Genomic DNA, 26,868 nt, shown 5'->3' on the forward strand with positions numbered 1-26,868 from the left:
CCCTTTTTTCAATCGGTCAGTGTCGCGACTTACTGGTCCAGATTGTCGCTAACGCTGTTGAAGGTGTTCTTCAGATTGCCACCCAGGCTGGTCATGGCGCCGATGGCGGCGACAGCGATGAGCGCGGCGATCAGGCCGTATTCGATCGCGGTGGCACCCTTTTCATTCTTCAGCATCTTACGGACGAACTGCATTTCATGTCTCCTTGATGGACATACGCACTAAAACTACCCCGCCGCCCCCGTTTGACTTGTTCGTGGTCAGCGAAAATGGATTTACCGTCGTTCGGTTGAAATTTGCTTAATGGTCGAACCGACTGTAAAAAACTTATGGTTAAGCATTGGTAACCTTATTATCGACATCGTCCCACATATGGATGGTGCGTTCAGCCACGTTCGATAAGGCGACCAGCATGGCGAGCACGATCATCGCGAGGATGAGGCCATATTCGACCGCCGTTGCCCCGCGTTCGCATTTGATAAGCCCCTGTCGGGCGATGATGTCGATAAGCCCGCGCATGCGCTTCCCCAGTTCGCTACAGACAGTCCCGGGCAGATGTGTAAAGCGGGGAGGGTTAACAAATAGCCCTCGGTGCCTTCTGAAATGACGTCTTTTTCTCCCCTGCTGGTGGTCGCGGTCGCTCTGGTGGACGCCGAGGGGCGGGTGTTGTTGCAGCAGCGCCCGCCGGGAAAGCCGATGGCGGGACTGTGGGAATTTCCCGGTGGCAAGGTTGAGGCGGGGGAAACGCCCGAAGCGGCGCTGGTGCGCGAGCTGGAAGAGGAACTGGGCATTGCCACGCAGGAAAGCTGCCTGGCACCGGCGAGTTTCGCCAGCGAAGCGCTGGGCGATAGGCATTTGCTGCTGCTGCTTTATGTCTGCCGCAAATGGCGCGGGGTGCCGGAAGCGCGCCATGCAACCGCGCTGGCTTGGAAGCGGCCCGCGCAAATGTATGCGCTTGACATGCCGCCCGCTGATTTGCCGCTGATCGGACTGCTCGACGCGCTGCTATGACGAACAAGGGGGCGCTCCTTCATCAGGAACGCCCCCTTGTCCATGCGCCACTGCGTGTCGTCAGTCCTGCGCGGGCTGGCTTTGCAGCTGGATATAATTCTGGATGCCCATCCGCTCGATCATTTCGAACTGGGTTTCCAGCGTGTCGACATGCTCTTCCTCGCTCTTGAGGATATAGTCGAACAGGTCGCGGCTGACGAAGTCGCGGATCGATTCGCAATAGGCGATCGCGTCACGCAGGACCGGTAGCGCTTCATATTCGAGTTCAAGGTCGGACTTGAGGATTTCCTCTACCGTTTCGCCGATCTTGAGGCGGCCGAGCAGCTGGAAATTGGGCAGGCCGTCGAGGAACAGGATGCGTTCCGCCAGCTTGTCGGCATGCTTCATCTCGTCGATGGATTCTTCATATTCGAACTTGGCGAGCTTCTTGACGCCCCAATGGTCGAGCATGCGATAATGGAGGAAATATTGGTTGATCGCGGTCAACTCGTTCTTGAGGACCTCGTTCAGATAATCGATGACCTTTGGGTCGCCCTTCATGGCGTTATACTCCGGATTGCGGGAACGGGCGGAGTATAGCGACGAGGGCGGCGGCTGTTAAGCGCGAAAACCCTTGAAATCAGCCATTTATAGCTCTGCTATTGCTTCGGGGTCGCGCGCAGGGGCTGCGCATGATTTGCAATCTTGTCAGGCGGAGGCGCGTTCGGCCGCGATAATCGTGCGCGCGAAGGACACGCACTGGCCGCATTTGGGGCGGCGACCATAATGGGCATAGGCGCTGCAGGGCGTATCCGCACCGTTGCGCGCGGCTTCCCGCACGTCCTTTTCCCGAATGGCATTACAAACGCAGACGACCATATGCGACGCTCTCCTGTCCCTTGCAGAGATAGTCGATATGATAATAGGTCGCAATAGTAATCAGCTGCTCTTGCGAATCTTTTGCGGCTTTGCCCGGACGAGGCTGCGCCAGACCCATTCGGCCGGGCCAGTCGCGAATCGATCGGCATAGGGCTGTGACCAGAGCAGCATGGCCGCCCAGCCCACAGCGACGAACAGCGGCAGTGCGCCGAGCGGGACATGCGCGAAATTGCCAAGACCCCAGCCGTAGAAGATGGCGGTCATGACAAGGCTGGTGCCCAGATAGTTGCTGAGCGCGAGGCGGCCCGCAGCGCCAAGGCGCGACGCCAGCGGGTGGCCCGGATTGCGGTTGAAGAGCCAGAGGATGAGCGCGGCCCAGCCCACGCTTAGTGGCACGCGGAAGGGGAAGGACCAGGCAAGTGCGGTGCCCAGCGCGGGGAGAGCCGCAAAGCCGCTGGCCCAGACCCAGATCGCCAGCGCGCCCATCGGCGGCACACCAATCAGGAAGCAATGGCGGGCGGTGCGGCGATATTGCTCCGCATCCCACCGCCCGGTCAGAAAGCCGCTTTTGAGCATCGCCATGCCGAGCAGCATGAAGCCGAGCGATTCGAGCGCGCTGAGCGTGAAGCCCAGAAACCAGTTGCGCGGCAGATCGACGATCTTGTGCAGCAGGATGGAGAGGAAGTCGCTGCGATAGAGGGCGATTTCACGCTGGATGGCGGGACTGGCGGGATCGGACAGGCTGGCCGCGAAGGATGCGAAACCCTGTGCCCCGCCACTGGCGTGGCTCCAGGCGTAGAAGGACGCGACATAGCCGGCGACCAGCAGGAAATGCAGCAGGAAGAACAGGAAGGCCGCCTTGACCAGCTGCATCGGATCGCGATGGGCAAAGCGCAGCGCGGCCAGTCCGACCAGCGCATAGAGCGTCAATATGTCGCCCCACCAGAGCAGCAGATAATGCGCCGCGCCGATGGCGAACAGCCAGCCGGCGCGGACCATCTGGGTGCGGGTGCCATCGCGCCCCGCCATTTCCTCCCGGTCGATCAGCAGCAGCATCGACGCGCCGAACAGCATCGCGAACAGCCCGCGCATCTTGCCATCGACCAGGATGAGGCTGATCGCCCAGAAAGCGATGTCGCCTGTCGCGAGCGGCCCAGCGGCGGCCGGATTGATATAGGCGCTTTGCGGCTGGGCGAAGGCGGTGATGTTCATCCACAATATGCCCATGACCGCGCAGCCGCGCAGAACGTCCATGGCGGGAATGCGGGAGGAGGGGGGCATGGGAAAATCCTTGAAGATGCTGGCCAGCGGCGAACGGCTCTGCCAAGGGGCCTAGCCATGAACGAGGGCCGCAAGCAACGGATAAGCGACGCATTCGGCGCGGCGGCGGCGCATTATGACGATCATGCCGGGCCGCAGCGCTTCGCCGCGCGGCTGGTCGCGGACCTGGCGCAGCGGCAGGGGCCGGGCGATGCTGCGCGCATATTGGAGATTGGCTGCGGCACCGGGTTGCTGACGCGCGACATTCAGGTGCGCTGGCCGGGCGCGCAACTGGTCGTGACCGACTTGTCGCCTGCAATGCTGGACCGGGCGGCGGCGCAGGGGCTGGTCGGCGGCACATTCCTGGCGATGGACGGGGAGTCGCCGCCGTTCGAAGGCGCATGGTTCGACCTTATCCTGTCGAGTCTCGCTTTTCAGTGGTTCGATGATTTGCCCGGTGCGATCCGAAAGCTGGTGAATCTGCTGACGCCGGGCGGCAGCCTCATTTTCTCGACCATGGGGGAGGGGAGTTTTGGCCAATGGCGCGCGGCGCATGCTGCGTGCGGGCTGGAGGTCGGCGTGCCGGATTATCCCTCGCTGGCGGCGGTTCGGGCGATGCTGGCGGCGTATGACGACAGTTTCGCCTTTGACGAGACGGTGGCGCTGGACAGTGGCGGTGCGCGTGGGTTGACCACGCATTTGAAGGGCATTGGCGCCGTGGTTCCGGGGGCGGGGCGCAGGCCGCTGACGCCTGCGCAATTGCGCAGCGTGATGGCGGTGTTCGAGGCGACCGGCGGCGCGGATGCCTATCAGATCCTGTTCGGGCGGATCACGCGCGCGGGTGATAAGCGCTGAGGTTGCGCGGCGACGCGGGGGATGCCATCCACGGGCCATGGTGCATGATAATCTGACGATCAGGCGCGCTGGGCCGGCCGATGCCGCCGCCCTGTCCGCGCTCAAGCTCGCCGCGTTTCGCGAGACGTTTCTCGATGGGTTCGCCATTCCCTATCCGCCCGCCGACCTGGCGCGGTTCGAGGTCGAAAGCTATGGCGAAGCGACGGTGGCGGCGGAACTGGCCGCGCCCGATCATGCGAGCTGGGTGGCGGTAGAGGGGGACGGGCGGCTGGTCGCCTATGCCCATGCTGGACCGTGCAAATTGCCGCATCCGCAGGCGTCGGCGGCGCAGGGGGAGTTATATCAGCTTTATGCGCTGAAGGCTGCGCAAGGGCAGGGCGTTGGCCGGGCGCTGATGGATGCGGCGCTCGATTGGCTGGCGCAGACCTTTCCCGGCCCGCAATGGCTGGGCGTGTGGTCCGGCAATAGCCAAGCGCAGGCAGTCTATGCCAAGCGCGGCTTTGAGAAGGTCGGCGACTATGGCTTCAAGGTCGGCGACTGGACAGATGCGGAGTTCATCTATCGGCGGGGGTAGTTGGCGGCGGTCGCGTCGCGCGATTTCGCGGGAAAGGCGCCTGGCGCGGGCTTGGGTCCCCGCCTGCGCGGGGACGACGGATCGGGTCAGGGTGCGTTATTCGTCACGGCAGTGACGATGGTTAAAGTTCGTTGTTCATGAGGGCGGGGAAGAAGCCTTCATGGGCTTTGCGGAGCATGTCGAGGGCGACGTTTGCGACAGTGTCACCGCCGACCGTGCCGATCCGCGTCGCGCCGGGGATGTCGGTCCCGGCAGGCGCGGTGACGACGTAGCGGGCCTGGTCCTCGCCGAAGGCCGAGGCGGTGGTGAGGGTGATGTCGAGCGCCGCGCCCGTGTTGCCGGCGAGCGCCATTTCGGCGAGCGTGACGAGCAGGCCACCATCGGAAATGTCGTGGACGGCGTTGATCGTGCCGGCAGCGACGAGGCCGCGCACGGCGTCGGCATTGGCGCGTTCGGCGGCGAGATCGACGACAGGCGCGTCCCCGGCTTCCCGGCCAGCGACTTCACGCAGCCAGATGGACTGGCCCAGATGCGTGCCTTCGCCGCCGATCAGCCAGATCGCGTCGCCTTCATTTTTGAACGCAACGGTCGCCATGACGTCCACATCAGCGAGCAGGCCGATGCCGCCGATGGCAGGCGTAGGCAGGATGGCGGAGCCGCCACCCGTCGCCTTCGATTCATTATAGAGGCTGACATTGCCTGAGACGATCGGGAAGTCGAGCGCGCGGCAGGCGTCGCCCATCCCCTCCAGACAGCCGGTCAGCTGTGCCATGATTTCGGGGCGTTGCGGATTGGCGAAATTGAGGCAGTTGGTGACGGCGAGCGGGGTGGCGCCGACGGCGGAGAGGTTGCGATAGCATTCTGCTATCGCCTGCTTGCCGCCTTCATAGGGGTCGGCATAGCAATAGCGCGGCGTGCAGTCGGTGCTGATCGCGATGCCCTTTTGCGTGCCATGGACGCGCACGACGGCCGCGTCGCCGCCGGGGCGCTGCACCGTGTCGGCGCCGACCATATGGTCATATTGTTCCCAGATCCAGCGGCGGCTGGCGATGTCGGGGCTGCCCATCAGCGTGACGAGGTCCGCGCCGAGGTCGGCGCTTGTCGGCAGGTCGCCGAGCGGTTCGACCTTCGCCCATGCCTTATAGTCGTCCTTCGGCATGGACGGGCGATCATAGAGCGGCGCGTCATCGGCCAGCGGGGCGAGCGGGATGTCGCAAACGACCTCCCCCTTATGCTCCAGCACCATGCGGCCAGTGTCGGTGACATGGCCGATGACGGCGAAGTCGAGTTCCCACTTTTTGAAGATCGCTTCGGCAAAGGCTTCGCGCCCGGGCTTCAATACCATGAGCATGCGCTCCTGGCTTTCCGACAGCATCATTTCATAGGTGGTCATGCCGGTTTCGCGCTGCGGCACATCGTCCATCTTGAGGTGGAGGCCGACGCCGCCCTTGGACGCCATTTCGACCGAGGAGGAGGTGAGACCGGCCGCGCCCATGTCCTGAATGGCGACGATGGCGTCCGACGCCATCAGCTCAAGGCAAGCCTCGATCAGCAGCTTTTCGGTGAAGGGGTCGCCGACCTGGACGGTGGGGCGCTTTTCCTCGCTGTCCTCGCCGAAATCGGCCGAGGCCATGGTCGCGCCATGGATGCCGTCGCGGCCAGTCTTGGACCCGACATAGACGATCGGATTGCCGACGCCCGAAGCCGCGCTGTAGAAAATCTTGTCGGTATCGGCGACGCCCACGGTCATCGCGTTGACCAGGATATTGCCGTCATAGGCGGCGTGAAAATTCACCTCGCCGCCCACGGTGGGCACGCCCACGCAATTGCCATAACCGCCAATGCCATGAACGACGCCGGCGATGAGATGCTTCATCTTCGGGTGGTCGGGCCGGCCGAAGCGCAGCGCGTTCATGTTCGCGACCGGACGCGCGCCCATGGTGAAGACGTCGCGCAAGATGCCGCCCACGCCCGTCGCCGCGCCCTGATAGGGTTCGATGTAGCTGGGGTGATTATGGCTTTCCATCTTGAAGATGGCGGCCTGACCATCGCCGATATCGACGACGCCCGCATTTTCGCCGGGGCCACAGATGACCTGCGGGCCTTTGGTCGGCAGCTTCATCAGGTGGATCTTGGAGCTTTTATAGCTGCAATGTTCCGACCACATCACCGAGAAGATGCCGAGTTCGGTCAGGTTCGGCTCGCGGCCGATCGCCTTTAACACGCGGTCATATTCTTCCGGGCTGAGGCCATGTTCGGCGACGACTTCCGGGGTGATCTGGGTGGCGGTGCTGGACATGCCCGCGCCTTTAGCGAGGGCGTCGCGGATTCACAATGGGAAGGCTGCGCCGGTTGCATTTCATGCTAGGGTCGCGGCGGAGGCCGCAAAGAGGAGCGCCCATGACCATATTGGACTGGATGATATTACCGCTGCGTCGCTATGCGCGGTTCAACGGGCGGGCGCGGCCACGCGAATATTGGATGTTCGTGCTGTTGGTGGTGTTGGCACTTGTCGCGCTGTCGATCCTGGAGACGGCATTGGGTCTTGCTGTGACGGAACAATGGGTGCGCACCGGGCCATGGGGCGCAAGTGCGATCTATCGCACCCATGGCGGGCCGCTGACCGGCCTGTTTGCGCTGGGCATCCTCATTCCCCATCTGGCGGTGATGGTGCGGCGGCTGCATGACACCGATCGCAGCGGTTGGTGGCTGCTGCTGGGATTGCTGCCGCTGCTGGGCGGCCTGGTGCTGCTGATCTTCTTCATCATCGGCGGCACGCGCGGGCCGAACCGCTTTGGTCTCGACCCGGTCGAAGTGGGCGAAGGCACCACATAGGGCTAGGCGAAGCCAGACAAGGAAAAGGCCGGCCTCTTGCGAGGACCGGCCCTGAATTTTTCGAAACTGGATCGTCAGGCGATCAGACGTGGCAGCTCTGCGCCTTCTTGCCGGGAACGGCAATCTGCACTTCGTCGCCCTGACCCGACACTTCATAGCCGCCCTCGGCAGTGAAAGCCTGGCCCGCTTCGGCCACCTTCAGCTGGGTCGGTTCGCCGCCCTTCTTCGTGCGGAAATTGGCGGTCTTGTCGTCGGTCATGAAGTCGACGAAATAGAGGCTGTTGTCCTTGCACCGATACTGCTTGGTCGCCTTGACCGAAGGCGGCAGTTCGACCGGCGCGGCGTTGGCGAGCTGGTCAGCCATCGGGTCGGCGGGGCCGCCCACGACTTCGGGTTCGTCATTCTTGTTGCAGGCCGACAGCAGGGCGACGCCGGCCAGGGCGATCATGGGGAGATGAAGTTTCATAGCGATCCTTTTATGTGCATGTGCAACATGTCCCGTCAACGCAAAAGCGCGGGATAACCGCCATGTGCCCTGAAATGACGTCATGACGCGGTGATGACAAGGATGTCGAAAGCGGTGCTGTGCAGCCCGCAGGCCCTTGCGCACTTGACCGGGGCGTTAGGCGCGGCCAATGCAGGGCCATGGCTGAGGAAATGTCCCCCGATCCGTCGTCTTTGTCCTTCGAGGATGCCCTGCGCGCGCTGGAGCAGATTGTGCGCCGGCTGGAAAGCGGGGACGTTCCGCTGGACGAATCGATCGCGCTCTATGCCAAGGGCGAGGAATTGCGCAAGCGCTGCGCCGACCGATTGCAGGCGGCCGAAGCGCGCATCGCCAAGCTGACGGTTGACGCCAATGGCGCCGTCACCGGCGCCCAGCCGTTCGGCGCGGACTGAGATTGATGACCGGAAGCGGGGGCGCGGTCACGGACATGCTGGCGCGGGCGCGCGATGTTGCGGCGCATATAGATATGGGCTTCGACCGGTTGCTGGCCGTGCCCGACGATGCGCGCGCGCGGCTGTATGACGCGATGCGTCATGCGGCGATCGGCGGGGGCAAGCGATTGCGCCCGTTGCTGGTGCAGGCGGCATGCGATCTGTTCCACATTTCGCGCGAATCGGCGCTGCGCGTCGGGCTCGCCATCGAATGCATCCATGTCTATTCGCTGATTCACGACGATCTGCCGGCGATGGACGACGATGATATGCGCCGGGGCAAGCCCACGGTGCACAAGGCGTTCGACGAGGCAACGGCGATCCTGGCGGGCGATTGCCTGCATGACCTGGCGTTCGAGGTGCTGGCGGACGCGGAAACGCATCCCGATCCGTTCGTGCGCATCGAACTGGTGAAGGCGCTGGCAACATGCAGCGGGCCGGCGGGCATGGCCGGCGGACAGATGATGGACCTGGAAGCCGAACGCACAAGGTTCGACCTGGCGACGGTCACGCGATTGCAGAATCTCAAGACCGGGGCGCTAATCTGTTTCTGCGTCGAGGCCGCGGCGATCATGGCGCGGCTGCCGCAGGAGGCGCGCACGGGTCTGCACGGCTATGCCCGCGACATCGGCCTGGCCTTCCAGATTGCCGACGATCTGCTGGACGTAGAGGGCGACGTGGCGCTGGCGGGCAAGGCGCTGGGCAAGGATGCGGCGGCGGGCAAGGAAACGTTCGTGTCTTTGCTGGGCGTCGAGGCCGCGCGCGAACGGGCGCATATGCTGGTCGATCAGGCGAAGGACCATTTGCGCAGCCATGGGGCGGAGGCCGACCTGTTGCGCGCGATCGCCGACTATATCGTGGAGAGGGACCGCTAATATCATGAGCAAGCAGCGCATCGGCGTCTATCCCGGCACGTTCGATCCCATCACGCTGGGGCATATGGACATCATCCGGCGCGGCGCGACGCTGGTGGATACGCTGGTCATCGGCGTCACCACCAATATCGCCAAGTCGCCGATGTTTTCCGACGAGGAACGGTTGGAGATGGTGCGCCGCGAATGCGCCGACATCGACAGCGACATCCGCGTGGTGGGGTTCAATTCGTTGTTGATGGATTTCGCCGAATCGCAGGGCGCCAGCGTCATCATCCGCGGGCTGCGCGCGGTCGCGGACTTCGAATATGAATATCAGATGGCGGGGATGAACCAGCAGATCAACAGCAGGGTCGAAACCGTCTTCCTGATGGCAGACGTGTCCCTGCAGCCGATCGCATCGCGGCTGGTCAAGGAAATCGCGCTTTATGGCGGGCCGATCCATAAATTCGTCAGCCCTTGCGTCCGCGACGAAGTGGAGGCGCGCGTGGCGCGCAATGGCCGCAAGGGCGCGGGCTGACGCGGCCATCCCGGCGTCGTTTCAGCCTGGGTTCAGTTGCCAATCGCGATCAGCGCGCTATCAGGGCGGGAAATGACAGCCCCGTTTCGGCTCACACGATCAAGGAAGTTCTGCCTCATGCGTTTCACTTGCGCGCTCAAGACCGTGGCGATCACTGTCGCACTGACCGCGTCCGGCGTGGCCTTTGCCCAAGGCGGCGGCGGGGGCCAGGGCGAGGATTTCAAGAAGGCCGAAACCGCTGCGCGCGCGCAGGAAAATGCCAAGTCGTTGGAAGGGTCGGACACGCCGCAATTGCCGCCCGCGACCGTGCCGGTGGACCCGCAGAATGTGTGGGACCTGGACCTGTCGAGCGGCGGGCGGGTGCGCATTCAGCTGCGCCCCGATATCGCGCCCAACCATGTCGAACGGATCAAGACGCTGACGCGGGAGGGCTTTTACAATGGCCTGAAATTCCATCGTGTCATCCCCGGCTTCATGGCGCAGGGCGGCGACCCCAAGGGCGATGGCACCGGCGGATCGCAATTGCCCGACCTGAAGGCCGAGTTCAATCCGATGCCGCATCTGCGTGGCACCGTGTCGATGGCGCGCGCGCAGAGTGAGGACAGCGCCAACAGCCAGTTCTTCATCGTGCTGTTGCCGCGCATGCAGCTGGACAAGAAATATACCGTCTTCGGCCGGGTGATCGAAGGCATGCAATATGTCGATGCGATCGCGCAGGGCGAACCGCCCGCCAATCCAACAGTGATCCTGCAGGCGTCGATTGAGAGCGACGGCAAGCCGCCGGTGACGGCGCCGGTTGCGCCAGCCGCGCCAGCAGCACCCGACGCGCTGCCGTCCGGCGCGCTGACGCCGCCGGCGCAATAAGCGACGCCTTCGCCTGAGGCGTTCCCATGCGCGTAGACCTGTTCGATTTCGATTTGCCGCCGGACAATATCGCTCTGCGGCCCGCGTCGCCGCGCGATTCGGCGCGATTGCTGGCGGCGGCGGGACCGAGCGGCATTGAGGATCGCACCGTGCGCGACCTGCCGTCGCTGTTGCGGGCTGGCGACATGCTGGTGTTCAACGACACGCGCGTGATCCCGGCGCAGCTGGAAGGGCGCCGGGGCGAGGCGCGGATCGGCGCGACGTTGCACAAGCGAATCGGGCTGCGGCAATGGCAGGCCTTTTTGCGCAACGCCAAGCGGGTGCGGGAAGGCGACCGGATCGAATTTGGCGCTGGCGTCACGGCGATCGCCGGCGCGCGCGACGAGGATGGCGGCGTGACGCTGGAATTCGAAGGCGATGAGCCCGTCGAAATCCTGCTCGAACGCGCAGGGACCATGCCGTTGCCGCCTTATATCGCCAGCAAGCGACCGACCGACGAGCAGGATCGCAGCGATTATCAGACGATGTTCGCGCGCGAGGATGGGGCGGTGGCGGCGCCGACCGCGGCTTTGCACTTCACGCCAGAGCTGATGGACGCGATCGCGGCGGCCGGCGTGCTGACTCAGACGCTGACGCTGCATGTCGGGGCGGGCACATTCCTGCCGGTCAAGGCGCAGGATACCGACGATCATCGCATGCACGCCGAATGGGGAAGGATCGACGCGGCGGCGGCCGATCGGCTGAACGCCGCGCGCGCGGCGGGTGGGCGGCTGATCGCGGTGGGCACCACGTCGCTGCGGCTGCTGGAAAGCGCGGCGGGGGAGGATGGGGTGATCCGCCCCTTTGCCGACGAAACCCGTATCTTCATCACGCCGGGCTATCGGTTCCGGGCCGTCGATGGGCTGATGACCAATTTCCACCTGCCCAAGTCGACCCTGTTCATGCTGGTCAGCGCGCTGATGGGCCGCGAGCGGATGCAGGCGATCTACGCCCATGCGATCGCGCAGGGCTATCGTTTCTACAGCTATGGCGATTCGAGCCTGCTGCTGCCCGAGAAATAGGGAAAGCCGTTTCCGTTTTTTGCCATCCCTGCTGCTGACAGGGATCCGACACCGCCTGCTGGGATCACGCACCGGCGCGGCGTCCTGATAGATGCAGGTGCGGCCGGCAATATGGCCGTGGCCGCAAACGGATGAGCGACAATGGTTCCCGATCAGTAAAATCGTGCTGTCGAAAGGAACAATTGACGATTCGTCTTGGCGATGTAGAAGATTTCGACAGTAGAGGGGCCGGTGGGGTCGGTTCTCGTCAAGACTTTCCGCTGTGGGCGCAGGTGGCAGACAAGTCTTGATCCGGATATAGGGGAGAAGTGGGCGTGCCTGACATGTCGAGGGTCGGGCGCCTTTTGGCGGACGCGTCTGCGCGCGCGGCGTCTGCGAACAAGGCGCATTTTGGTATTGGCGATCTGACAGATTTGCTGGAGCATCAATTTTCGGCTCGGCGTGGGAACACCGCCGCCGACAGGCCTTCGGTCGACAGCAAATATGTAAGCGAACCGCGCGGCATCAACCGGCTTTTCTTCGGTCGCGTGCCACCCGATCCGATGGCCTTGCCCCTGGCGATGCCGATCGAGGATGGCGGGGCTGAGGACACTGGGGGGCGCATGGCACCGGGTCATGAAGACTGGGCACCGGTCCTGGAGGGCCTTGAGGCGATCTGCCAAGGCCATGAGGCATTGCTGGGCATACTCGACATGACGTGCGTGGGCATGTTCATATTTGATATCGACGCCCATCTGGTCTTCGCCAATCGCTATGGGGAGGACATGCTGGCGGAAGGCGGCGACTTGCAGATCGGAGGCGGCAAATTGTCGGCCAGTCGGCCCGATAATGTCGCGCGCATCAGCCATCTCTTCGCGCGTATGGCGTCGGCGGATGTGCAATCCGTCGGCATGACGCGCATCGAGCGGCAGGGTGGGTCGGCCTATGTGATGGTGCTGACGCGATGTCTGCTGGGACGCAACGAGGCGCTGGTTGCGCTGGTGAGCGATCCTGACCAGCGCGTGACGGTCGCCGGCGACATGCTGCGCGAATTATATGGCTTGGGCCGGGCGGAGGCGGAGATTGCTGTCGCGCTGGCGAAGGGCCTGGATCTGGAAGCCATTGCCGAGCTTCGCGTCACCAGCATCGGGACGGTCCGTAATCAGGTGAAGTCGATCGCCGCCAAGATGGATTGCACGCGGCAGATCGACATCGTCCGGCGCATTCTGTCCATCCCGATCATCTGCCCGCCCCGCAAAACCGAGAAAAGTTAAATATCTGGGAACAAACTGCCCCAAGCTGAAACAGCCAGCCACATTTCGAGGGGGATATACCAAATGGGAGATGCGACTCGCGCCGCAGAGGCTTAACGAAGCCTTAATAACAGGGTCGAGTTACTTCATAGCCTTTCGTGGGAGTGGGGCGTGTATAAGGTAGTAGTCTCGACACTGGCACTATTGTGCCTGGGGTATCCTTGTGTGTCTTTCGCACAGGATCTGGTTCATTCGCCCATCAGCCCAACCTTCGGGGGTAATCCGTTCAATTCGGCTCATATATTGGGCACGGCCAACGCGCAGAATGACTATCGCGATCCAAAGGCGACATCATCCTCGTCACAGGCGGATATTTTCGCGCGCCAGTTGCAGTCCCGGCTGTTGTCGGCCCTGTCTTCGCAACTGGTCGATGCGATCTTTGGCGAAAACCCGCAGGAAAGCGGGACGATCAGCTTTGGCGGGCAGACGATCGATTTCGTGCGCGGGCTGGAAGAGGTGACGATCAACATCTTCACCGAGGCGACAGGCGAAACCACGACGATCGTGGTGCCGACCTTCGTCGATGTGAATTGAAGAAGGGGCGGGGGCTCTTTGCATGATACGGCAGATTTTCCTGGCTTCGGGCGCGGCGCTGCTGCTGGGCGGATGCAATTCGCTGGCGACGACGGGGCGGGACGATATCCCCTCGATGAACCCGATGGCGGTCTATCCCCGCTATACGCAGGCCCAGCGGCAGTTGATGGACTTGCCGCCGCCGCAGCGGCCGGTGGCGATCGCCGTCTATAATTTCTCCGACCAGACCGGCCAGTATCGCGTTGGCGAAGGGGGAACGCAGACGCTGTCGCGCGCGGTGACGCAGGGCGCGGCGTCGATCCTGGTGCGGGCGTTGCAGGATGCGGGCAACCGCAAATGGTTCACGATCGTCGAGCGCGAGCAGCTGCGCAACCTGCTGAACGAACGGCAGATCATCCGCGAAATGCGCGAACGCTATCTGGGCGAAAATAACGTCAACCCGCAGGCTTTGCCGGCGATGCTGTTTGCCGGCGTTCTGCTGGAAGGCGGGATCATCAGTTTCGACACCAATACGGTGACGGGCGGTGCGGGTGCATCCTTCCTGGGGATCGGCGCCAGCACGCAATATCGGCAGGATACGGTGACGGTCTATTTGCGCGCCATTTCGGTGCGCACCGGCGAGGTGCTGACCACCGTCACTGCGTCCAAGACGATCGCGTCCCAGTCGCTGGGCGCGTCGGCCTTCCGCTTTGTCGGCTTCAAGGAGCTGCTGGAGGCGGAAGTCGGCATGACGACGAACGAGCCGGATCATATCGCCCTGCAACAGGCGATTGAGAAGGCGGTCTATGGCCTCGTGATGGAGGGCATTGACCTGAACCTGTGGAATTTCGCGGACACCCAGGCGGGCTGGCCGATGCTGTGGCGCTACCGTCAGGAGCGCGATGGCGTCTTCACGCCCAAGCAGGTGGAAGCGGCAATGGATACCGCGCGCAAGGCTGCGCCCATGAAGATGAAGCCACGCGCGGTGCCAATGACGGAAATGCCCAAATCCTCCAGCAAAGCCAAGCAGGGAGGGCCGGGCGTGGGTCGTTAAACGAAACGATTGACCGCCATCAGGCAGTCAGCGTTTCAAAAGGTTCGGAGGACCGCCTGGTGTTCCCCGGACCCGTGATAAGAACCAGGCGAACAGTCGCCCGCCGGAGGTGGAAGCTCCGACGGGCGAGCATGAGTGAATGAATGTGCCACCAATCATGCGGCCCTGAAGTAAGCTTACTTCGGGACAGCATGGTTATCGCCCTTTTCAAAAGGAATGACAACCATGAAACGGACCATCTATACTTCGGTTTCGGCCCTGGCGCTGCTGGCAGCAGCCCCGGCTTTCGCGCAAAGCAACGATTCGACCGTGACCCAGTCGGGTGACAGCCAGACCGCATCGGTGACGCAGAGCGGCGCCAACGACGTGTCGTTCGTGACGCAGGAAAACGCGGATAACGACGCCACCGTGTCGCAGGCCGGGGCGACCGGCAGCTATTCAAACGTCCTACAGACCGGCGCGGGCAACACCGCTTCGGTGACGCAGGATGACGATGGCACTGGCGTAGCGCCGACGCAGACGTCAGAAGTCCAGCAGACCGGCAGCGACAATGATGCGACCGTCACGCAGACGCAGACCTCGTCCTTCCTGGGCACGACCAACGATTCGACGGTCGTCCAGTCGGGCAGCAGCAACGTCGCGGCGGTGTCGCAGGCGGATGATGGCCAGTTTTCCAGCCTCTACCAGACGTCGGACAACAATATCGCCAATGTGAGCCAGGGCGTCGACGGCGCGCCTGAAGGCGGTTCGGCCGGCACCACTTATGAAAATACCTCCTATGTCACGCAGGGCGGCACCGGCGGCAATGACGCCACCGTTACTCAGAGCGGCTATGTCAACTATTCGTCGGTAAATCAGCAAGGCGCCGACAGCATTGCCGATGTGACGCAGAGCGGCAATCTCAACACGTCGGATGTGTCTCAGCTTGACGACGCTGGTGGCACGGCAACCGTCACGCAGAGCGGCGACAGCAATGATTCGACCGTCAATCAGACGTCGAACGGTTCGATCGCGACCGTCGACCAGAGCGGTTCGGACAATCTGTCGGTGCTGAACCAGGGCCGGAATGACGGCAATCCGTTCCAGACCAATGGCCAGCAGGCGCTGATCACGCAGGGCGGTGACAATAACCAGTCCTATGCGACCCAAAGCGGCTCGTCGGGCGACCTGAATGTCAATCAGTCAGGCGACAACAACCTGTCGGATGTGGTCCAGTCGGGCTTTGACAATTCGGCCGGTGACAATACCGGCATGGTCGGCGTCAATCAGGAGGGCAACAGCAACGAAGCCTATGTGACCCAGGCGGGCCAGCTGTCCGATGCCATGATCGACCAGATCGGCGACGACAACTATGCGTCGATCGATCAGAGCGTCGGCAATGCGCCCAACCCTCCGGGCGGTCCCGATCCGCGCGTTGCCACCGCTTCCATCTCGCAGGATGGTAGCAACAACAGCAGCACAATCGACCAATTCGGCGGCAGCGCCACCATCAGCGCGCGTCTGATGGAAGCGAGCAGCAGCCAGGGCGGCGACAACAACCAGAGCACGATTTCGCAGACCAATACGCTGGTTACGGGTGCAAGCTCGGGTAACTTCGCCAGCGTCGACCAGGGTGGTAACGACAACATCTCGACGGTGATGCAGGACGGCGCGCTGAACGAGGCCATGGTCGACCAGAGCGGTAACGGCAACGAGTCCTGGGTCTCGCAGGCCGGTTCGGGTCACTCCGCCACCGTCACGCAGAGCAGCGACATGAACAATTCGGTCGTCAACCAGACCGGCATGAACAACACGGCTACTGTCACGCAGGGCATGTGATTGGAAAGGGGATCAGCGCTGCTTCACGGCGGCGCTGGTCCCCCTTTCGCACACAATAAAGGGATAAGATCATGCAGCGCATCCTTCTTGCGAGCGCGTCGGCGCTTGCCTTCCTGGCCGCGGTTCCGGCCCTGGCTCAGGACAATGACTCCACCGTCACGCAGACCGGCACGGACGCCGTCGCGACCGTGACCCAATCCGGTTCCGCCGCGGCCTCCACCGTGACCCAGGGCGGCGACAATAATGCCGCGACCGTGACCCAGTCGGGCAATGGCGCTGAATCCATTGTCCTGCAGGACAATGGCACCGGCGGCGGCAGCAATGCCAGCGACGACAATAACAGCGCCACCGTCGACCAGACCGGCGACTCCTGGTCGCGCGTCCGCCAGTATAATGACAATGCCGACGCTCAGGTGACGCAGAATGGCGATGGCAACAGCTCCGACATCTTGCAGACCGGCGACAATGACGACGCATTCGTGGACCAGCAGGGCAGCGACCTGACGTCCACCATCGCGCAGTCGGGCAACAGCAATGACGCCAATGTCAGCCAGAGCGGCGATACCAACCAGTCGGGCATCATCCAGAGTTCCGGCGCCAACGTCGCGATCGTGACGCAGGAAGGATCGCTTAACGAATCGTCGATTTTGCAGAACGGCCTTGGCCTCAACACCGCCAATGTCGAGCAGACCGGTGAGGATAACGATTCGCAGATCACGCAGGGCGGGATCGCGAATGACGCGGGCGATGATGCGACCGTGCGCGGCGTGTTCCAGAGCGGCGACCGCAACAGTTCGCAGATCAGCCAGTCGGGCGGCTTGCAGGATGCGGCGGTGCGCCAGACCGGCGACGACAATGATTCGCAGATCACCCAGGGCGGATCGCTGGGCGCGGCGCATTATGCCGATGTCGACCAGAGCGGCAATGGCAACGGATCGGTCATCAGCCAGGCGGGCGCGCTGTCCGACGCGCTGGTCGATCAGAGCGGCAATGACAATGGTTCGACGGTCACGCAGGGCGTGCTGGGATCGCATCTGGCCGATGTCGATCAGAGCGGGAACGACAACAGCTCGACCGTGACGCAATATGGCTGGAGCCAGGCCGCCTATGTCGACCAGGTGGGCGATGGCAACACGTCCTCGATCGACCAGGGCACCGCGCTCAATGGATCGGACCAATATGCGTCGGTGGCGCAGAATGGCGACGATGGCATGTCGACCATCACCCAGCGCGGCCAGGATCAGCGGGCCGAGCTGACGCAGGGCGGTCTGTCCAACGAGTCGTTCATCGACCAGTCGGGATCGGATCATCTGGCTGAAGTGACGCAGGATGGCGCCGACAATTATTCGTCGGTGATCCAGTCGGGCAGCGGCAGCAGCGCGACCGTCACCCAGACGAGCGACCTCAACAACAGCTTCGTCAACCAGAGCGGCAATGGCCACAGCGCCACGGTCGTCCAGGGTTCGACCGGCGCGATGTAAGCGCACGGCCCGCCGGCCCGCCCCAGACGGGCGGGCCGGCGGGTATCTTTTTGTGTGAAGGAGGCGATGATGGGCAAATTCGGCATGGCGGCGCTGCTGGCGCTGGCTTTAGCAGGCGCGATGGCCGCGCAGGCCAGCGAAGCGCAACCCGGCATCCCTGCCCCCAGCCTGCCCTATATGCTGGAGGTGCCGGCAACGAGTGGCCGCAACGTCTATATCGAGCAGGTTGGCTCCTATAATCGCGTCACGGCCGTGCAGAGCGCGCCGCGCGCGGCGGCCCGGATCGCGCAGGATGGCGCACGTAATATCGCCCATGTCGAGCAGCGCGGCGAAGCGGCCGCCGCAGCCGTGACGCAGCGGGGCGACGACAATGCTACGCGGGTGACGCAGCAGGGCGCAGGACAGAATATGCTGGCGCTGGCGCAGATCGGCCATGGCAACAGCGCTGTGGTGCAGCAGCGTGCGGTGGCGGCGAGCAGCAATCAGGCGACGATCGCGCAGACGGGCAATGGCAATCAGGTGGCGCTGACGCAGGATGGCGGCGACAATCAGGCTACGCTGGCGCAGACCGGCGACAATAATGCGATGACCGCCAGCCAGAACGGCGCGGGCAATCAATTGACCTGGACGCAGGAGGGCAATTACAATGCGGACCTGGGCGTTCAGCAACAAGGCGGCAGCGCCATCGCCATCCATCAAAGCGGTGGCGTCGGCGGCAAATAACGCCATGGAGAGGCGGCGATGACGGGCTGTCGAATAAGAACCGGGATGCTGATCGCGCCGCTGATGCTGCTTGGGTCTGGCGTGGCCGCGCAGGTGAGCGTGATCGATGGCGAACCCGCGCGGGCGGCCGGAGACGTCGAGCAGATCGGGGACAAGGATGCGCGGGCGGGGCCGCTGCTGCCGCCCGACGATATCGTGACATGGCGTGATGAGGGGGCGGGCGTGCTGGCGGACCCGGTGCGGACGGAGGACCGCCGGGATTCGGTGCAATCCGTACGCCAGCTCGCCCCAGTGCAGGATGATGAGCCGGTGGTGCAATTGTATCGCGGCGGGCGGACAGCCCAGCCCAGCGCGCCTTTGTCTTCGCCGGCGCAAGGTCGAACCGGGGCGGTCGAGGCGGTTGATGGGCAGGACCGTTGCGATCCTGGCGCGGCCGATAGGGAGACGCCGGGGCGCTGCGCGCAGGTGATCGAGACGCGATCGGCCGAATTTGCCAAGCCGTCCCCCACCGCCTTGTCGCCCGAGCAGAAATTGCTGGTCGACGGGCGCATTCGTGGCGAGCCGGTCGCTGCGGATCGCCGGATCGCGACGCGATCCGACGCAGACGATCCCGACTATCAGCGGATTGCCGCCGCCGCTGCCTTGCAGAACGCGCCCGCCAGTGCTGCGCAAAAGCCGGTGGATGAGGAAAAGGACGCGCAGGCCGAGGCATTGCAGAATGCGGCGATCGGCGCGGTCGTCGACATCCTGACGCCGCGATGACGGGGGTGGTGATGCCAGGAAGCCTGATGATGATGCTGGCTGCGATGGGAGGGACGCCGATGCAGGCGCAGGACATGGCCGATCACCCGGTCGAAGCGGTGCTGACGGCGGCGGATGGTGCGGACGTGCTGACGGTGCGCGGCCTGTCGGCGGTCGCGGTTTCGGGCTCGTATGAACTGGACGTGGTGTCAGGCGCCCGGTCGGGCAATCATGCCGTGCAGAAGGGGCGTATTTACCTGGCCGCGAACAGGCCCGCGACATTCGTGACGTTGCGGGTCAACCAGTTTCGAACGGCGCGCCTGAGGATCAGCATCGATGGCCAGCCGCCCTATGAGCAGGCGATCACGCCCGAGCGTTGACTAACCGGAAAAGACCGTTTCAAGCGCCGTTCGTCGCGGATGCGGGCCGGGTCATGGCATCTTAAGGCGGCTTTAACCTCACTTGCTTCACAAGGGCGGTGCGGGCGCATATGCGGTTGGCGGGCGTCGCGGCGGACAGATGCCCTTGGGGGTCGCGGGTTTGTTTCAGGATAACCAGGTCGGGTTTCAGCAGGGCGGCGCGCCCATGTCGCTGTGGATGGCGGAATCGCTGCGGCGCGGCGTGCCCATCCCGACGCGCGACTGGCGCATGCGCCTGCGCGACTGGGCCGAGGATGTGGAACTGGTCCCCGACCTTGGCCAGCGGATCGGGAGCCGCACCTGGTTTCGCGGCCTTGCGACCTGTTTCGGGCTTTGCGCCAGCGCGCTATACCTCTCGCCCGGTTTCCAGCCCGTGCCCGGCGCACCCGGCCCGACGCTGAGCGATGCGCAATATGATGAGGTGCGCAGCCAGATGATCACGCCGCTGGCGCTGGGCGGCGACAGCGGCCATCGCATGGGATCGACGGACGCGGTGCAGCCGCTGCGCGAGACGCCCGAACGACCCCAGATTGAGCTGAGCGCCCAGGTCGGCAGCAGCGATACGCTGGCGCGCGCCTTGTCGCGCGCGGGCGTCAGCAGCGCCGATGTCGCCGCCGTCGTCGGGATGGCGGGCGCGGATATTGCGGGCGGGGTAAAGCCGGGGACGCGGCTCAATATCGTGCTGGGCCGCCGCGCGAGCCGGGATCGGCCGCGACCGCTGGACAAACTGGCGTTTCGCGCGCGGCTGGACCTGGACATGACGTTCGAGCGGCTGGGCGGCGTGCTGTCGGTGCAGCGCGTGCCGATTCGCGTCGACAATACGCCGCTGCGCATTCAGGGCGTGGTGGGGGACAGCATCTATCGTTCTGCCCGCGCGGCCGGCGCGCCGCCCAAGGCGGTGCAGGCGTTCCTGCGCGTGATCGCCAAGCAGGTCGATCTCGGCTCCATCGCGGCGGGCGACCGCTATGATATCGTCACCGAATATCGGCAGGCCGAAACCGGCGACGTGGAAGTGGGCGAATTGCTCTATGCGGGTCTGAAGCGCGCGCGGGGCAAGGATGTCGATATGGTGAGATGGACGACCAACGGCCGCACCGAATGGTATGAGGCGTCGGGCGTTGGCGAGCGGCGCGGCGTGTTGTCGGCGCCGGTCGCCGGGCGCATGTCGTCGGGCTATGGCCAGCGGCGGCATCCGATATTGGGCTATACAAGGATGCATGCCGGCGTTGATTTCGCTGCGCGCTACGGATCGCCTATCTATGCCGTGACCGATGGCGTCGTATCCTTTGCCGGGCGGCATGGCGGGCATGGCAATTATGTGCGCATCCAGCATGGCGGCGGCCTGGCGACCGGCTATGCGCATATGAGCCGGATCGCGGCGGCATCCGGGCAGCGGGTGCGGCGAGGGCAGGTGATCGGCTATGTCGGATCGACCGGCCTGTCGACCGGGCCGCATCTGCATTATGAGCTGTATCGCAATGGCCAGACGGTCAATCCACTGTCGGTGAAGTTCACGACGACGGCGCAGCTGGCGGGCCGCGAGCTGACGGCGTTCCGGGCGCAGCTGGCGGCCTATAAGGAGCTGGCGGTCGGTGCGCATCAACGCTTCGCGCAAGGTGCGTCGCAGGCCGCAACGGAGGCTGCCGCGCCAGTGGGCAGGGGCCGGTAATCTGATCTTTTCGCCGATGCGTCCTTCCGCTAACGGGCGGGGATGACAGGCACCGTTAGCGCCATCCTGCTTGCAGGCGCGCGTCCCATTCCCGATCCGCTGGCCAAGGCCGCGGGTGTTGCGGTGAAGCCGCTGGTCCCGGTGGCGGGCGAACCGATGATCAATCGCCCAGCGCGGGCTTTGCTGGACCATCCTACGATCGGCGAGGTCATCATCCTGACGCAGCGGCCCGATGCCTATGCCGCAGAGCCGGCGACCGCGTGGCTGGCGGATCATCCGCGCGTGCGGTTCGAGACGGGCGGTCAGGGGATCGCATCGTCGTTGCTGGCGATGATGGATGCAGGGGCGCTGGCCTTTCCCGCGTTGTTGACGACGGCGGACCATGTGCTGCTGGACCGGGCGATGCTGGACCAGTTTGTCGGGGAGGCGCAGGGGGCGGACATCGCCGTCGCCATGGTCGAGCGGGCGACATTGGTGGCGCGCTATCCGCAGTCGCGGCGAACCTGGCTCAAATTCCGGGATGGCGGATGGTCGGGCGCGAACCTCTTCTGGATCGGCAGCGATCGGGCGCGCCGCGCGATCGCGCTGTGGCAGGAGGTGGAGCAGGACCGCAAGAAGGGGTGGAAGATCCTGGCGGCGTTCGGACCGCTGGCGCTGATCGGCGCATTGCTGCGGATATCGACGCTGCGCGGCGGCATGGCGCGGGCGGGCCGCCGGCTGGGGCTGGAGGCGCGGCTGGTGGCGATGACGAGCCCGGAGGCGTGCATCGACGCGGACAAGGCCGAGGATGTGACGCTGATCGAGGCGATCCTGGCCGCGCGCTAATCTTTGGTAGCGACTGCGCGGCGGCTGGCGAGGCTCATCATCGTGAAGGCGGCGAGCGAGGAGAGGATGTTCGCCATCGCCGCACCCTGCGTGCCGTAGAGGGGCAGGAGCGCCGATTGCAGGCCAAGGAGAAGCAATGTCGCGACGACGCTGATCCGCAGCGATAGGCCGGTGCGGTCGGTGGCCATGAGCAGCGGGCGGTAGCTGACCCCGGCAAGATCGATACAGGCCGCAACGCCCAGCATCAGCAGCAGCGGATAGGCGGGCAGGAATTCTTCGCCCGCGATGAGGCCGAGCAACGGGCGGCCGATGGTGAGGATGATGGCGATGATCACCGCGCCTGCGATCAGCGCCAGCCGGTTGGTGCGGCGGAACAGCGCGCCCAGCGCTTCGGTCCCCTGCGCCGTGGTGCGCGAGAGTTCGACGAAGATGCTGCGCGAGAGAAGGCTGGAAATCTTCGTCAGGGAATTGGCGAGCTGGTTGGCGAGTCGATAAAGGCCCGCGCCCGCCGGGCCGACAAAGGCACCGACGATCAGCACCGCCACCTGCTGCCCGACCGAGGACAGGCTCGTCTGGAGATTGGTGGCGGTGAGAAAGCCGACGATGCCGGGATTTTCCGCGCGCGCGTCCAGCGCCCGGCCGGCGCGCCAGCTTCCGATTTGGGCTCCCCCCACGCGCAGGGCAAGGAACCAGTAGCTTGCCGCGCAAAGCAGTTCGGCAAAAGCCCAGGCCAGCAGGAAGGCGGTGATGCCGGGTGCGACCGCCCAGGCGACCAATGCGCCGACCATGCGACCGACCGGGATCATGGTTTCGGCAAAGGCGGCGGAATCGAAGCGGTCGAACAGGCGCAGCACGCCCGTCGGGCTGGAGCGGATGGTGATCATCATCAAAAGTGCGAACAGCCAGACCTGAAGCCCCATGTCCGGCTCCAGCCCCAGCAGCGGGCCGGCAAAGAGGATGACGCCCGCCGCGATGGCCGCGCCCGCCGCCGCCGAGGCCAGGTCGATGAGGATGCAGAAGCGCAGCACGCGGTTGAGTGCGTCGCCATCGCCCGCGGCCAGATGCGGCTGGCCATAGCGCACGACGATCTGCCAGCTGTCGAAGCTGACCAGCGTCTTGATGACGTTGGCAGCGCTCAAGACCAGGGCGAAACGGCCGAAATCGGCGACGCCCAGCGTGCGGGTGACGATGGCGAGATAGGCGAGGCTCAAGACCGCGCCCACGCCCTTGCCGCCCAGCAGCCAGCCGGTATTGGCCAGGATGCGGGCGAAGGCGTCGGCCGCCGCGCCTGATCCGCGCTTGAATATCACTTGAGTGCCGGCCCTTCCTGTCCCCAGCCGGTCGTCCGGCGGAGCCTATCTAGGGGCTGAGGCGGCCGGTTTGAAGCCGCCTTTTTTTCGGCCCAATTGCGGGCTAAAGCCGCGCGCCATGACGATCAGCAAAGCCATCATCCTTTCCGCCGGCCAGGGATCGCGCCTGTTGCCGCTGACGCGCGACGTGCCCAAATGCATGATCGATTTCAATGGCCGCAGCCTCATCAGCTGGCAGGTCGCCGCGCTGGTCGCCAATGGCGTCACCGATATCGTGGTGGTGACAGGGTTCCGCACCGAGCGTGTCGAGGACCATGCGTTGCAGCTGTATCGCGACACAGGCGCGCGCATTCGCACCGTGTTCAACCCCTTTTTCCAGGTGGCCGATAATCTGGGCACCTGCTGGATCGTGCGGGAGGAGATGGACCGGGACTTCATCATCCTGAATGGCGACACCATCGTGTCGGACGAGATCGTCGCAAAGCTGGTCACCGGCGCGAAGGACGCGATCACCGTCACCGTCGATGTGAAGCCGCAGGGCGACTATGACGACGATGACATGAAGGTCAGCCGCGACGCGGATGGGCGGCTGCACGCCATCGGCAAGCGGTTGCTGCCACCCGACACCAATGCGGAATCGATCGGCATGCTGGCCTTCACCGGCGAAGGCCCGGCGATATTCCGCAACCAGATCGACCAGATGATGCGCACGCCCGAGGGCGTCGAACGCTGGTATCTGCGCGCGATCGACATCATCGCCAAGGGCAATCGCGTGGGCACCGTGTCGATCGAGGGGTTGGAGTGGCAGGAGGTCGATTTTCCCCAGGATGTGGAAGCGGCGCAGGCGCTGACGGCCAAGTGGATCGAGGAAGGGCGTTACGCGCGATAAGGCGGGCTTGCCTGCGGCGGGGCGCTGGGTTAAGGGGCGCGCATTCGCATGGACCCGGTGCAATTCCGGGTGGCTATTCCGGCCGCCGATCCGCCGGACAACATCACACATGATTTTTCAGACTGCGCGGGCGATCCGCGTCATGTGCCTTGTTGTGGACATTCAGACAAAATGACAGATAATCTCATCCGCTACCGGCAGGAGTGGTTCAGCAGCGGCGCGGGCGCGCGCCGCGACATATTGGCGGGCATTGTCGTCGCGCTGGCGCTGATCCCCGAAGCCATCGGGTTTTCCATCATCGCGGGCGTCGATCCGCGCGTCGGCCTCTATGCCTCGGTCGCGATCGCGATGACGATCGCGCTGATCGGCGGGCGGCCGGGCATGATTTCGGCCGCGACCGCCGCCGTCGCCGTGCTGGTGACGCCGTTGGTGCGCGAGCATGGCGTCCAATATCTGTTTGCCGCGACGATCCTGATGGGCATCGTGCAGGCGGTTGCCGGGTTGTTGCGGCTGGACCTGCTGATGCAGTTTGTTTCGCGATCCGTCATCACCGGCTTCGTCAATGCGCTGGCGATCCTGATATTCCTGGCGCAGCTGCCGCAGCTGACCAATGTCGGCTGGGAAACCTACGCCATGGTCGCGGGCGGGCTGGCGATCATCTATGGGTTTCCGCGGATCACGACGGCGGTGCCGTCGCCGCTGGTCGCGATTCTGGTGCTGACCGCGATCAGCATTGCCCTGGGCCTGCCGGTCAACATGGTCGGCGACATGGGCAAGCTGCCCGAAGGGCTGCCGAGCCTGGCGCTGCCGCAAGTCCCGCTGACCTGGGAAACGCTGCGCATCATCGCGCCCTATTCGGTGACGATGGCGGCGGTGGGGCTGCTGGAATCGCTGCTGACCGCGCAGATCGTCGATGACATGACCGACAGCGACAGCGACAAGAAGCGCGAATGTTTCGGCCAGGGGGGCGCGAACATCGTGTCGGCCATGCTGGGGGGCATGGGCGGGTGCGCGATGATCGGCCAGTCGGTCATCAATGTGACGTCTGGCGGGCGCGGGCGGCTGTCCACATTCGTCGCGGGCGCGTTTTTGCTGTTCCTGCTGGCCGTGCTGGGGCCGTGGGTCGGGCGGGTGCCGATGCCCGCGCTGGTCGCGGTGATGATCATGGTGTCGATCGGCACGTTCAGCTGGAATTCGATTCCCAATTTGCGGCGGCATCCGCCGACATCGTCAGTGGTGATGCTGGTGACGGTGGTGGTCGTGGTGGCGACGCGCGACCTGTCGCTGGGCGTGCTGGCGGGCGTGCTGCTGTCGGGCATTTTCTTTGCCGGCAAGGTGCAGCGGATGTTCGGCGTGGAGCGGAGCGAGGATGCAGGCCGGGCGACCTATCGGGTGACGGGGCAGATATTCTTCGCGTCGGTCGATCGCTTCACCCGCGCCTTTCAGGACGAGAGCGGGACGCAAGCAGTGTTGATCGACGTGTCAGCCGCGCATTTCTGGGACATTTCGGGCGTGGGCGCGCTGGACAAGGTGGTGGCGAAGCTGCGCGCGCAAGGCATGGCGGTGGAGGTGGTCGGCTATAACCGGGCGAGCGCGGACCTCATCGACCGGTTCGCGCTGCACGACAAGACCGGGGTGGAGATGGGCGTCGTGCCGCATTGAACAGGGTTGCATTCTGCTACTGATGTGACATGGTCCAGCTCCAGGCAAGAGAGGAGTCGGACCGATGATCATTCATGGCGCCAGAGTATCGCCCTTCGTGCGAAAAGTGCTTGTTTTCGCTAGCGAAAAGGGGATCGAGACGGAGGTCCGGATGGCCGGTTTCGGGCGCGGCGATCCGGGCTATCTGGAAGGATCGCCCTTTGGCAAGATTCCGGCGCTGGAGGATGGCGACTTTCTGCTGTGCGATTCGACTGCGATCATAACCTATATGGATGCGTTGCATCCTGAGCCCAATCTGATCCCGACCGAAGCCAGAGCGCGGGCGCGCACCATCTGGTTCGAGGAATTCGGCGACACGATCGCGCAGCAGGCGGGGCAGAAGATATTCTTCAACCGGGCGGTGGCGAAGCGATTGAAGCGCGAGCCGGACCTGGCGGCGGCGGACTTGGCAGAGGCCGAGGAAATGCCGAAAATCTATGATTATCTGGAGAAGGTGCTGCCGGAGAGCGGCTGGCTGGTGGAAGATCGCTTCACCCTGGCGGACCTGGCGGCGGCGTGCCCGATCATCAATGTGGGCTATTGTTCGGACGGGCTGGACGCGGCGCGCTGGCCCAGGGTCGCGGCGTGGCTGGCGGCGGTGAAGGCGCGGCCGAGCATGGCGGCGGCGTTGGAGGAAGAAGCGCCGGCGGTTCAAGCCATGACAGGAAATTAACCCATATGGCACTTTCTGCTTGACATCGTCACGCTGATCTGTCAGATAAGTCGATATTGGGAAAATGTGAGTCGCCAAGGCGGCGCGAGGGCAGGTCGGTTCCGAAAGCGGGGC

The 26,868-nt window shown here is 64.2% G+C and carries 30 protein-coding genes and 1 other annotated feature; of the genes, 22 read left to right on the plus strand and 8 right to left on the minus strand.

The window, feature by feature from the left end:
* Nucleotides 1–29 precede the first annotated feature (29 nt).
* Nucleotides 30–194: a Flp family type IVb pilin gene (locus SKA58_RS04485; protein ID WP_009821172.1), complete on the minus strand. Its 165-nt coding sequence runs from the start codon at nucleotides 192–194 to the stop codon at nucleotides 30–32.
* Nucleotides 195–333: 139 nt separating this feature from the next.
* Nucleotides 334–519 carry a Flp family type IVb pilin gene (locus SKA58_RS04490; protein WP_009821173.1) on the minus strand — a complete coding sequence of 62 codons (186 nt, stop codon included), beginning with the start codon at nucleotides 517–519 and terminating at the stop codon, nucleotides 334–336.
* An 84-nt stretch (nucleotides 520–603) separates the two neighbouring features.
* Between SKA58_RS04490 and SKA58_RS04495 the strand changes: the two genes are divergently transcribed.
* Nucleotides 604–1,011: a (deoxy)nucleoside triphosphate pyrophosphohydrolase gene (locus SKA58_RS04495; RefSeq protein WP_037542120.1), complete on the plus strand. Its 408-nt coding sequence runs from the start codon at nucleotides 604–606 to the stop codon at nucleotides 1,009–1,011.
* Between the two features lie 60 nt (nucleotides 1,012–1,071).
* Here SKA58_RS04495 and bfr read toward each other — a convergent pair whose 3' ends face one another.
* The 3 genes from bfr to SKA58_RS04510 form a co-directional block, all read right to left on the minus strand.
* Entirely contained in the window at nucleotides 1,072–1,551 is a 480-nt protein-coding gene (gene bfr / locus SKA58_RS04500) for a bacterioferritin (RefSeq protein ID WP_009821175.1), read from the minus strand.
* Between the two features lie 147 nt (nucleotides 1,552–1,698).
* The gene (locus SKA58_RS04505) at nucleotides 1,699–1,869 is read right to left on the minus strand and encodes a (2Fe-2S)-binding protein (RefSeq protein WP_009821176.1); all 171 of its coding nucleotides are present in this window, start codon (nucleotides 1,867–1,869) and stop codon (nucleotides 1,699–1,701) included.
* 60 nt (nucleotides 1,870–1,929) lie between these two features.
* Nucleotides 1,930–3,150 (minus strand): DUF418 domain-containing protein, encoded by a 1,221-nt coding sequence (locus SKA58_RS04510; RefSeq protein WP_232209362.1) that lies wholly within the window; start codon nucleotides 3,148–3,150, stop codon nucleotides 1,930–1,932.
* Nucleotides 3,151–3,207: 57 nt separating this feature from the next.
* On the opposite strand from SKA58_RS04510, the gene SKA58_RS04515 reads away from it, so the two are divergent.
* Complete coding sequence (locus SKA58_RS04515) at nucleotides 3,208–3,984, plus strand: methyltransferase domain-containing protein (RefSeq protein WP_009821178.1); 777 nt, start codon at nucleotides 3,208–3,210, stop codon at nucleotides 3,982–3,984.
* 37 nt (nucleotides 3,985–4,021) lie between these two features.
* A complete protein-coding gene (locus SKA58_RS04520; RefSeq protein WP_009821179.1) occupies nucleotides 4,022–4,558 on the plus strand; it encodes a GNAT family N-acetyltransferase in 537 nt (178 codons plus the stop codon).
* 121 nt (nucleotides 4,559–4,679) lie between these two features.
* On the opposite strand, the gene purL is transcribed toward SKA58_RS04520, so the two are convergent.
* Entirely contained in the window at nucleotides 4,680–6,857 is a 2,178-nt protein-coding gene (purL, locus tag SKA58_RS04525) for a phosphoribosylformylglycinamidine synthase subunit PurL (protein ID WP_009821180.1), read from the minus strand.
* Between the two features lie 101 nt (nucleotides 6,858–6,958).
* Here purL and SKA58_RS04530 point away from each other — a divergent pair, with 101 nt between their 5' ends.
* Nucleotides 6,959–7,393: a DUF805 domain-containing protein gene (locus SKA58_RS04530; protein WP_009821181.1), complete on the plus strand. Its 435-nt coding sequence runs from the start codon at nucleotides 6,959–6,961 to the stop codon at nucleotides 7,391–7,393.
* 82 nt (nucleotides 7,394–7,475) lie between these two features.
* On the opposite strand, the gene SKA58_RS04535 is transcribed toward SKA58_RS04530, so the two are convergent.
* The gene (locus SKA58_RS04535; RefSeq protein WP_009821182.1) at nucleotides 7,476–7,859 is read right to left on the minus strand and encodes a hypothetical protein; all 384 of its coding nucleotides are present in this window, start codon (nucleotides 7,857–7,859) and stop codon (nucleotides 7,476–7,478) included.
* Between the two features lie 179 nt (nucleotides 7,860–8,038).
* On the opposite strand from SKA58_RS04535, the gene SKA58_RS04540 reads away from it, so the two are divergent.
* The 15 genes from SKA58_RS04540 to SKA58_RS04610 all read left to right on the plus strand — a co-directional run bounded on the left by SKA58_RS04540 (nucleotide 8,039) and on the right by SKA58_RS04610 (nucleotide 22,181).
* Nucleotides 8,039–8,290, plus strand: a complete 252-nt coding sequence (locus SKA58_RS04540) for an exodeoxyribonuclease VII small subunit (RefSeq protein WP_009821183.1) — start codon at nucleotides 8,039–8,041, stop codon at nucleotides 8,288–8,290.
* Nucleotides 8,291–8,295: 5 nt separating this feature from the next.
* On the plus strand, nucleotides 8,296–9,204 hold the full coding sequence (locus SKA58_RS04545; protein ID WP_009821184.1) for a polyprenyl synthetase family protein: 909 nt from the start codon (nucleotides 8,296–8,298) through the stop codon (nucleotides 9,202–9,204).
* 4 nt (nucleotides 9,205–9,208) lie between these two features.
* A complete protein-coding gene (gene coaD / locus SKA58_RS04550; RefSeq protein WP_009821185.1) occupies nucleotides 9,209–9,721 on the plus strand; it encodes a pantetheine-phosphate adenylyltransferase in 513 nt (170 codons plus the stop codon).
* A gap of 117 nt (nucleotides 9,722–9,838) precedes the next feature.
* Nucleotides 9,839–10,585: a peptidylprolyl isomerase gene (locus SKA58_RS04555; RefSeq protein ID WP_009821186.1), complete on the plus strand. Its 747-nt coding sequence runs from the start codon at nucleotides 9,839–9,841 to the stop codon at nucleotides 10,583–10,585.
* Between the two features lie 26 nt (nucleotides 10,586–10,611).
* Nucleotides 10,612–11,646, plus strand: a complete 1,035-nt coding sequence (queA, locus tag SKA58_RS04560; protein ID WP_009821187.1) for a tRNA preQ1(34) S-adenosylmethionine ribosyltransferase-isomerase QueA — start codon at nucleotides 10,612–10,614, stop codon at nucleotides 11,644–11,646.
* Nucleotides 11,647–11,960: 314 nt separating this feature from the next.
* Nucleotides 11,961–12,899 (plus strand): helix-turn-helix transcriptional regulator, encoded by a 939-nt coding sequence (locus SKA58_RS04565; protein ID WP_156784135.1) that lies wholly within the window; start codon nucleotides 11,961–11,963, stop codon nucleotides 12,897–12,899.
* A gap of 150 nt (nucleotides 12,900–13,049) precedes the next feature.
* The gene (locus tag SKA58_RS04570) at nucleotides 13,050–13,472 is read left to right on the plus strand and encodes a curli assembly protein CsgF (RefSeq protein WP_269572084.1); all 423 of its coding nucleotides are present in this window, start codon (nucleotides 13,050–13,052) and stop codon (nucleotides 13,470–13,472) included.
* A gap of 22 nt (nucleotides 13,473–13,494) precedes the next feature.
* Entirely contained in the window at nucleotides 13,495–14,505 is a 1,011-nt protein-coding gene (locus SKA58_RS04575) for a CsgG/HfaB family protein (protein WP_009821190.1), read from the plus strand.
* Nucleotides 14,506–14,730: 225 nt separating this feature from the next.
* Nucleotides 14,731–16,323: a beta strand repeat-containing protein gene (locus SKA58_RS04580; protein WP_009821191.1), complete on the plus strand. Its 1,593-nt coding sequence runs from the start codon at nucleotides 14,731–14,733 to the stop codon at nucleotides 16,321–16,323.
* 71 nt (nucleotides 16,324–16,394) lie between these two features.
* Entirely contained in the window at nucleotides 16,395–17,804 is a 1,410-nt protein-coding gene (locus tag SKA58_RS04585) for a hypothetical protein (RefSeq protein WP_009821192.1), read from the plus strand.
* A 66-nt stretch (nucleotides 17,805–17,870) separates the two neighbouring features.
* Nucleotides 17,871–18,527: a hypothetical protein gene (locus SKA58_RS04590; protein WP_009821193.1), complete on the plus strand. Its 657-nt coding sequence runs from the start codon at nucleotides 17,871–17,873 to the stop codon at nucleotides 18,525–18,527.
* A gap of 18 nt (nucleotides 18,528–18,545) precedes the next feature.
* Nucleotides 18,546–19,289: a hypothetical protein gene (locus tag SKA58_RS04595; protein WP_232209363.1), complete on the plus strand. Its 744-nt coding sequence runs from the start codon at nucleotides 18,546–18,548 to the stop codon at nucleotides 19,287–19,289.
* A gap of 26 nt (nucleotides 19,290–19,315) precedes the next feature.
* The gene (locus SKA58_RS04600) at nucleotides 19,316–19,648 is read left to right on the plus strand and encodes a hypothetical protein (RefSeq protein ID WP_156784136.1); all 333 of its coding nucleotides are present in this window, start codon (nucleotides 19,316–19,318) and stop codon (nucleotides 19,646–19,648) included.
* A 139-nt stretch (nucleotides 19,649–19,787) separates the two neighbouring features.
* Complete coding sequence (locus tag SKA58_RS04605; protein WP_009821196.1) at nucleotides 19,788–21,356, plus strand: M23 family metallopeptidase; 1,569 nt, start codon at nucleotides 19,788–19,790, stop codon at nucleotides 21,354–21,356.
* Nucleotides 21,357–21,398: 42 nt separating this feature from the next.
* The gene (locus tag SKA58_RS04610) at nucleotides 21,399–22,181 is read left to right on the plus strand and encodes a nucleotidyltransferase family protein (protein ID WP_009821197.1); all 783 of its coding nucleotides are present in this window, start codon (nucleotides 21,399–21,401) and stop codon (nucleotides 22,179–22,181) included.
* Here the strand turns inward: SKA58_RS04610 and SKA58_RS04615 are convergent.
* Complete coding sequence (locus SKA58_RS04615; RefSeq protein WP_009821198.1) at nucleotides 22,178–23,491, minus strand: lipopolysaccharide biosynthesis protein; 1,314 nt, start codon at nucleotides 23,489–23,491, stop codon at nucleotides 22,178–22,180. The genes SKA58_RS04610 and SKA58_RS04615 overlap by 4 nt on opposite strands.
* A gap of 118 nt (nucleotides 23,492–23,609) precedes the next feature.
* Between SKA58_RS04615 and SKA58_RS04620 the strand changes: the two genes are divergently transcribed.
* The 3 genes from SKA58_RS04620 to SKA58_RS04630 all read left to right on the plus strand — a co-directional run bounded on the left by SKA58_RS04620 (nucleotide 23,610) and on the right by SKA58_RS04630 (nucleotide 26,754).
* Entirely contained in the window at nucleotides 23,610–24,380 is a 771-nt protein-coding gene (locus SKA58_RS04620) for a phosphocholine cytidylyltransferase family protein (RefSeq protein ID WP_009821199.1), read from the plus strand.
* Between the two features lie 47 nt (nucleotides 24,381–24,427).
* Nucleotides 24,428–24,483, plus strand: a sequence feature (sul1 is cis-regulatory element that is thought to sense ions involved in sulfur or methionine metabolism; They are found in Alphaproteobacteria).
* A gap of 68 nt (nucleotides 24,484–24,551) precedes the next feature.
* Complete coding sequence (locus SKA58_RS04625; protein ID WP_037542590.1) at nucleotides 24,552–26,042, plus strand: SulP family inorganic anion transporter; 1,491 nt, start codon at nucleotides 24,552–24,554, stop codon at nucleotides 26,040–26,042.
* A gap of 64 nt (nucleotides 26,043–26,106) precedes the next feature.
* Nucleotides 26,107–26,754, plus strand: coding sequence for a glutathione S-transferase family protein (locus SKA58_RS04630; RefSeq protein WP_009821201.1), 648 nt, complete (start codon nucleotides 26,107–26,109; stop codon nucleotides 26,752–26,754).
* Nucleotides 26,755–26,868: the final 114 nt, after the last annotated feature.

This window comes from Sphingomonas sp. SKA58, from assembly GCF_000153545.1.
Lineage (GTDB): Bacteria > Pseudomonadota > Alphaproteobacteria > Sphingomonadales > Sphingomonadaceae > Sphingobium > Sphingobium soli.

Excerpts from the sequence above, each read along its gene's own strand:
- SKA58_RS04510 (WP_232209362.1), bottom strand. The coding sequence starts at position 3,150 with ATGCCCCCCTCCTCCCGCATTCCCGCCATGGACGTTCTGCGCGGCTGC.
- SKA58_RS04585 (WP_009821192.1), top strand. The coding sequence starts at position 16,395 with ATGCAGCGCATCCTTCTTGCGAGCGCGTCGGCGCTTGCCTTCCTGGCC.
- coaD (WP_009821185.1), top strand. The coding sequence starts at position 9,209 with ATGAGCAAGCAGCGCATCGGCGTCTATCCCGGCACGTTCGATCCCATC.
- SKA58_RS04625 (WP_037542590.1), top strand. The coding sequence starts at position 24,552 with ATGACAGATAATCTCATCCGCTACCGGCAGGAGTGGTTCAGCAGCGGC.
- bfr (WP_009821175.1), bottom strand. The coding sequence starts at position 1,551 with ATGAAGGGCGACCCAAAGGTCATCGATTATCTGAACGAGGTCCTCAAG.
- SKA58_RS04530 (WP_009821181.1), top strand. The coding sequence starts at position 6,959 with ATGACCATATTGGACTGGATGATATTACCGCTGCGTCGCTATGCGCGG.
- SKA58_RS04600 (WP_156784136.1), top strand. The coding sequence starts at position 19,316 with ATGATGATGCTGGCTGCGATGGGAGGGACGCCGATGCAGGCGCAGGAC.
- SKA58_RS04595 (WP_232209363.1), top strand. The coding sequence starts at position 18,546 with ATGACGGGCTGTCGAATAAGAACCGGGATGCTGATCGCGCCGCTGATG.
- SKA58_RS04605 (WP_009821196.1), top strand. The coding sequence starts at position 19,788 with ATGCCCTTGGGGGTCGCGGGTTTGTTTCAGGATAACCAGGTCGGGTTT.
- SKA58_RS04620 (WP_009821199.1), top strand. The coding sequence starts at position 23,610 with ATGACGATCAGCAAAGCCATCATCCTTTCCGCCGGCCAGGGATCGCGC.
- SKA58_RS04610 (WP_009821197.1), top strand. The coding sequence starts at position 21,399 with ATGACAGGCACCGTTAGCGCCATCCTGCTTGCAGGCGCGCGTCCCATT.
- SKA58_RS04505 (WP_009821176.1), bottom strand. The coding sequence starts at position 1,869 with ATGGTCGTCTGCGTTTGTAATGCCATTCGGGAAAAGGACGTGCGGGAA.
- SKA58_RS04590 (WP_009821193.1), top strand. The coding sequence starts at position 17,871 with ATGATGGGCAAATTCGGCATGGCGGCGCTGCTGGCGCTGGCTTTAGCA.
- purL (WP_009821180.1), bottom strand. The coding sequence starts at position 6,857 with ATGTCCAGCACCGCCACCCAGATCACCCCGGAAGTCGTCGCCGAACAT.
- SKA58_RS04520 (WP_009821179.1), top strand. The coding sequence starts at position 4,022 with ATGGTGCATGATAATCTGACGATCAGGCGCGCTGGGCCGGCCGATGCC.
- SKA58_RS04490 (WP_009821173.1), bottom strand. The coding sequence starts at position 519 with ATGCGCGGGCTTATCGACATCATCGCCCGACAGGGGCTTATCAAATGC.
- SKA58_RS04515 (WP_009821178.1), top strand. The coding sequence starts at position 3,208 with ATGAACGAGGGCCGCAAGCAACGGATAAGCGACGCATTCGGCGCGGCG.
- SKA58_RS04630 (WP_009821201.1), top strand. The coding sequence starts at position 26,107 with ATGATCATTCATGGCGCCAGAGTATCGCCCTTCGTGCGAAAAGTGCTT.
- SKA58_RS04580 (WP_009821191.1), top strand. The coding sequence starts at position 14,731 with ATGAAACGGACCATCTATACTTCGGTTTCGGCCCTGGCGCTGCTGGCA.
- SKA58_RS04545 (WP_009821184.1), top strand. The coding sequence starts at position 8,296 with ATGACCGGAAGCGGGGGCGCGGTCACGGACATGCTGGCGCGGGCGCGC.
- queA (WP_009821187.1), top strand. The coding sequence starts at position 10,612 with ATGCGCGTAGACCTGTTCGATTTCGATTTGCCGCCGGACAATATCGCT.
- SKA58_RS04575 (WP_009821190.1), top strand. The coding sequence starts at position 13,495 with ATGATACGGCAGATTTTCCTGGCTTCGGGCGCGGCGCTGCTGCTGGGC.
- SKA58_RS04495 (WP_037542120.1), top strand. The coding sequence starts at position 604 with ATGACGTCTTTTTCTCCCCTGCTGGTGGTCGCGGTCGCTCTGGTGGAC.
- SKA58_RS04540 (WP_009821183.1), top strand. The coding sequence starts at position 8,039 with ATGGCTGAGGAAATGTCCCCCGATCCGTCGTCTTTGTCCTTCGAGGAT.
- SKA58_RS04485 (WP_009821172.1), bottom strand. The coding sequence starts at position 194 with ATGCAGTTCGTCCGTAAGATGCTGAAGAATGAAAAGGGTGCCACCGCG.
- SKA58_RS04555 (WP_009821186.1), top strand. The coding sequence starts at position 9,839 with ATGCGTTTCACTTGCGCGCTCAAGACCGTGGCGATCACTGTCGCACTG.
- SKA58_RS04535 (WP_009821182.1), bottom strand. The coding sequence starts at position 7,859 with ATGAAACTTCATCTCCCCATGATCGCCCTGGCCGGCGTCGCCCTGCTG.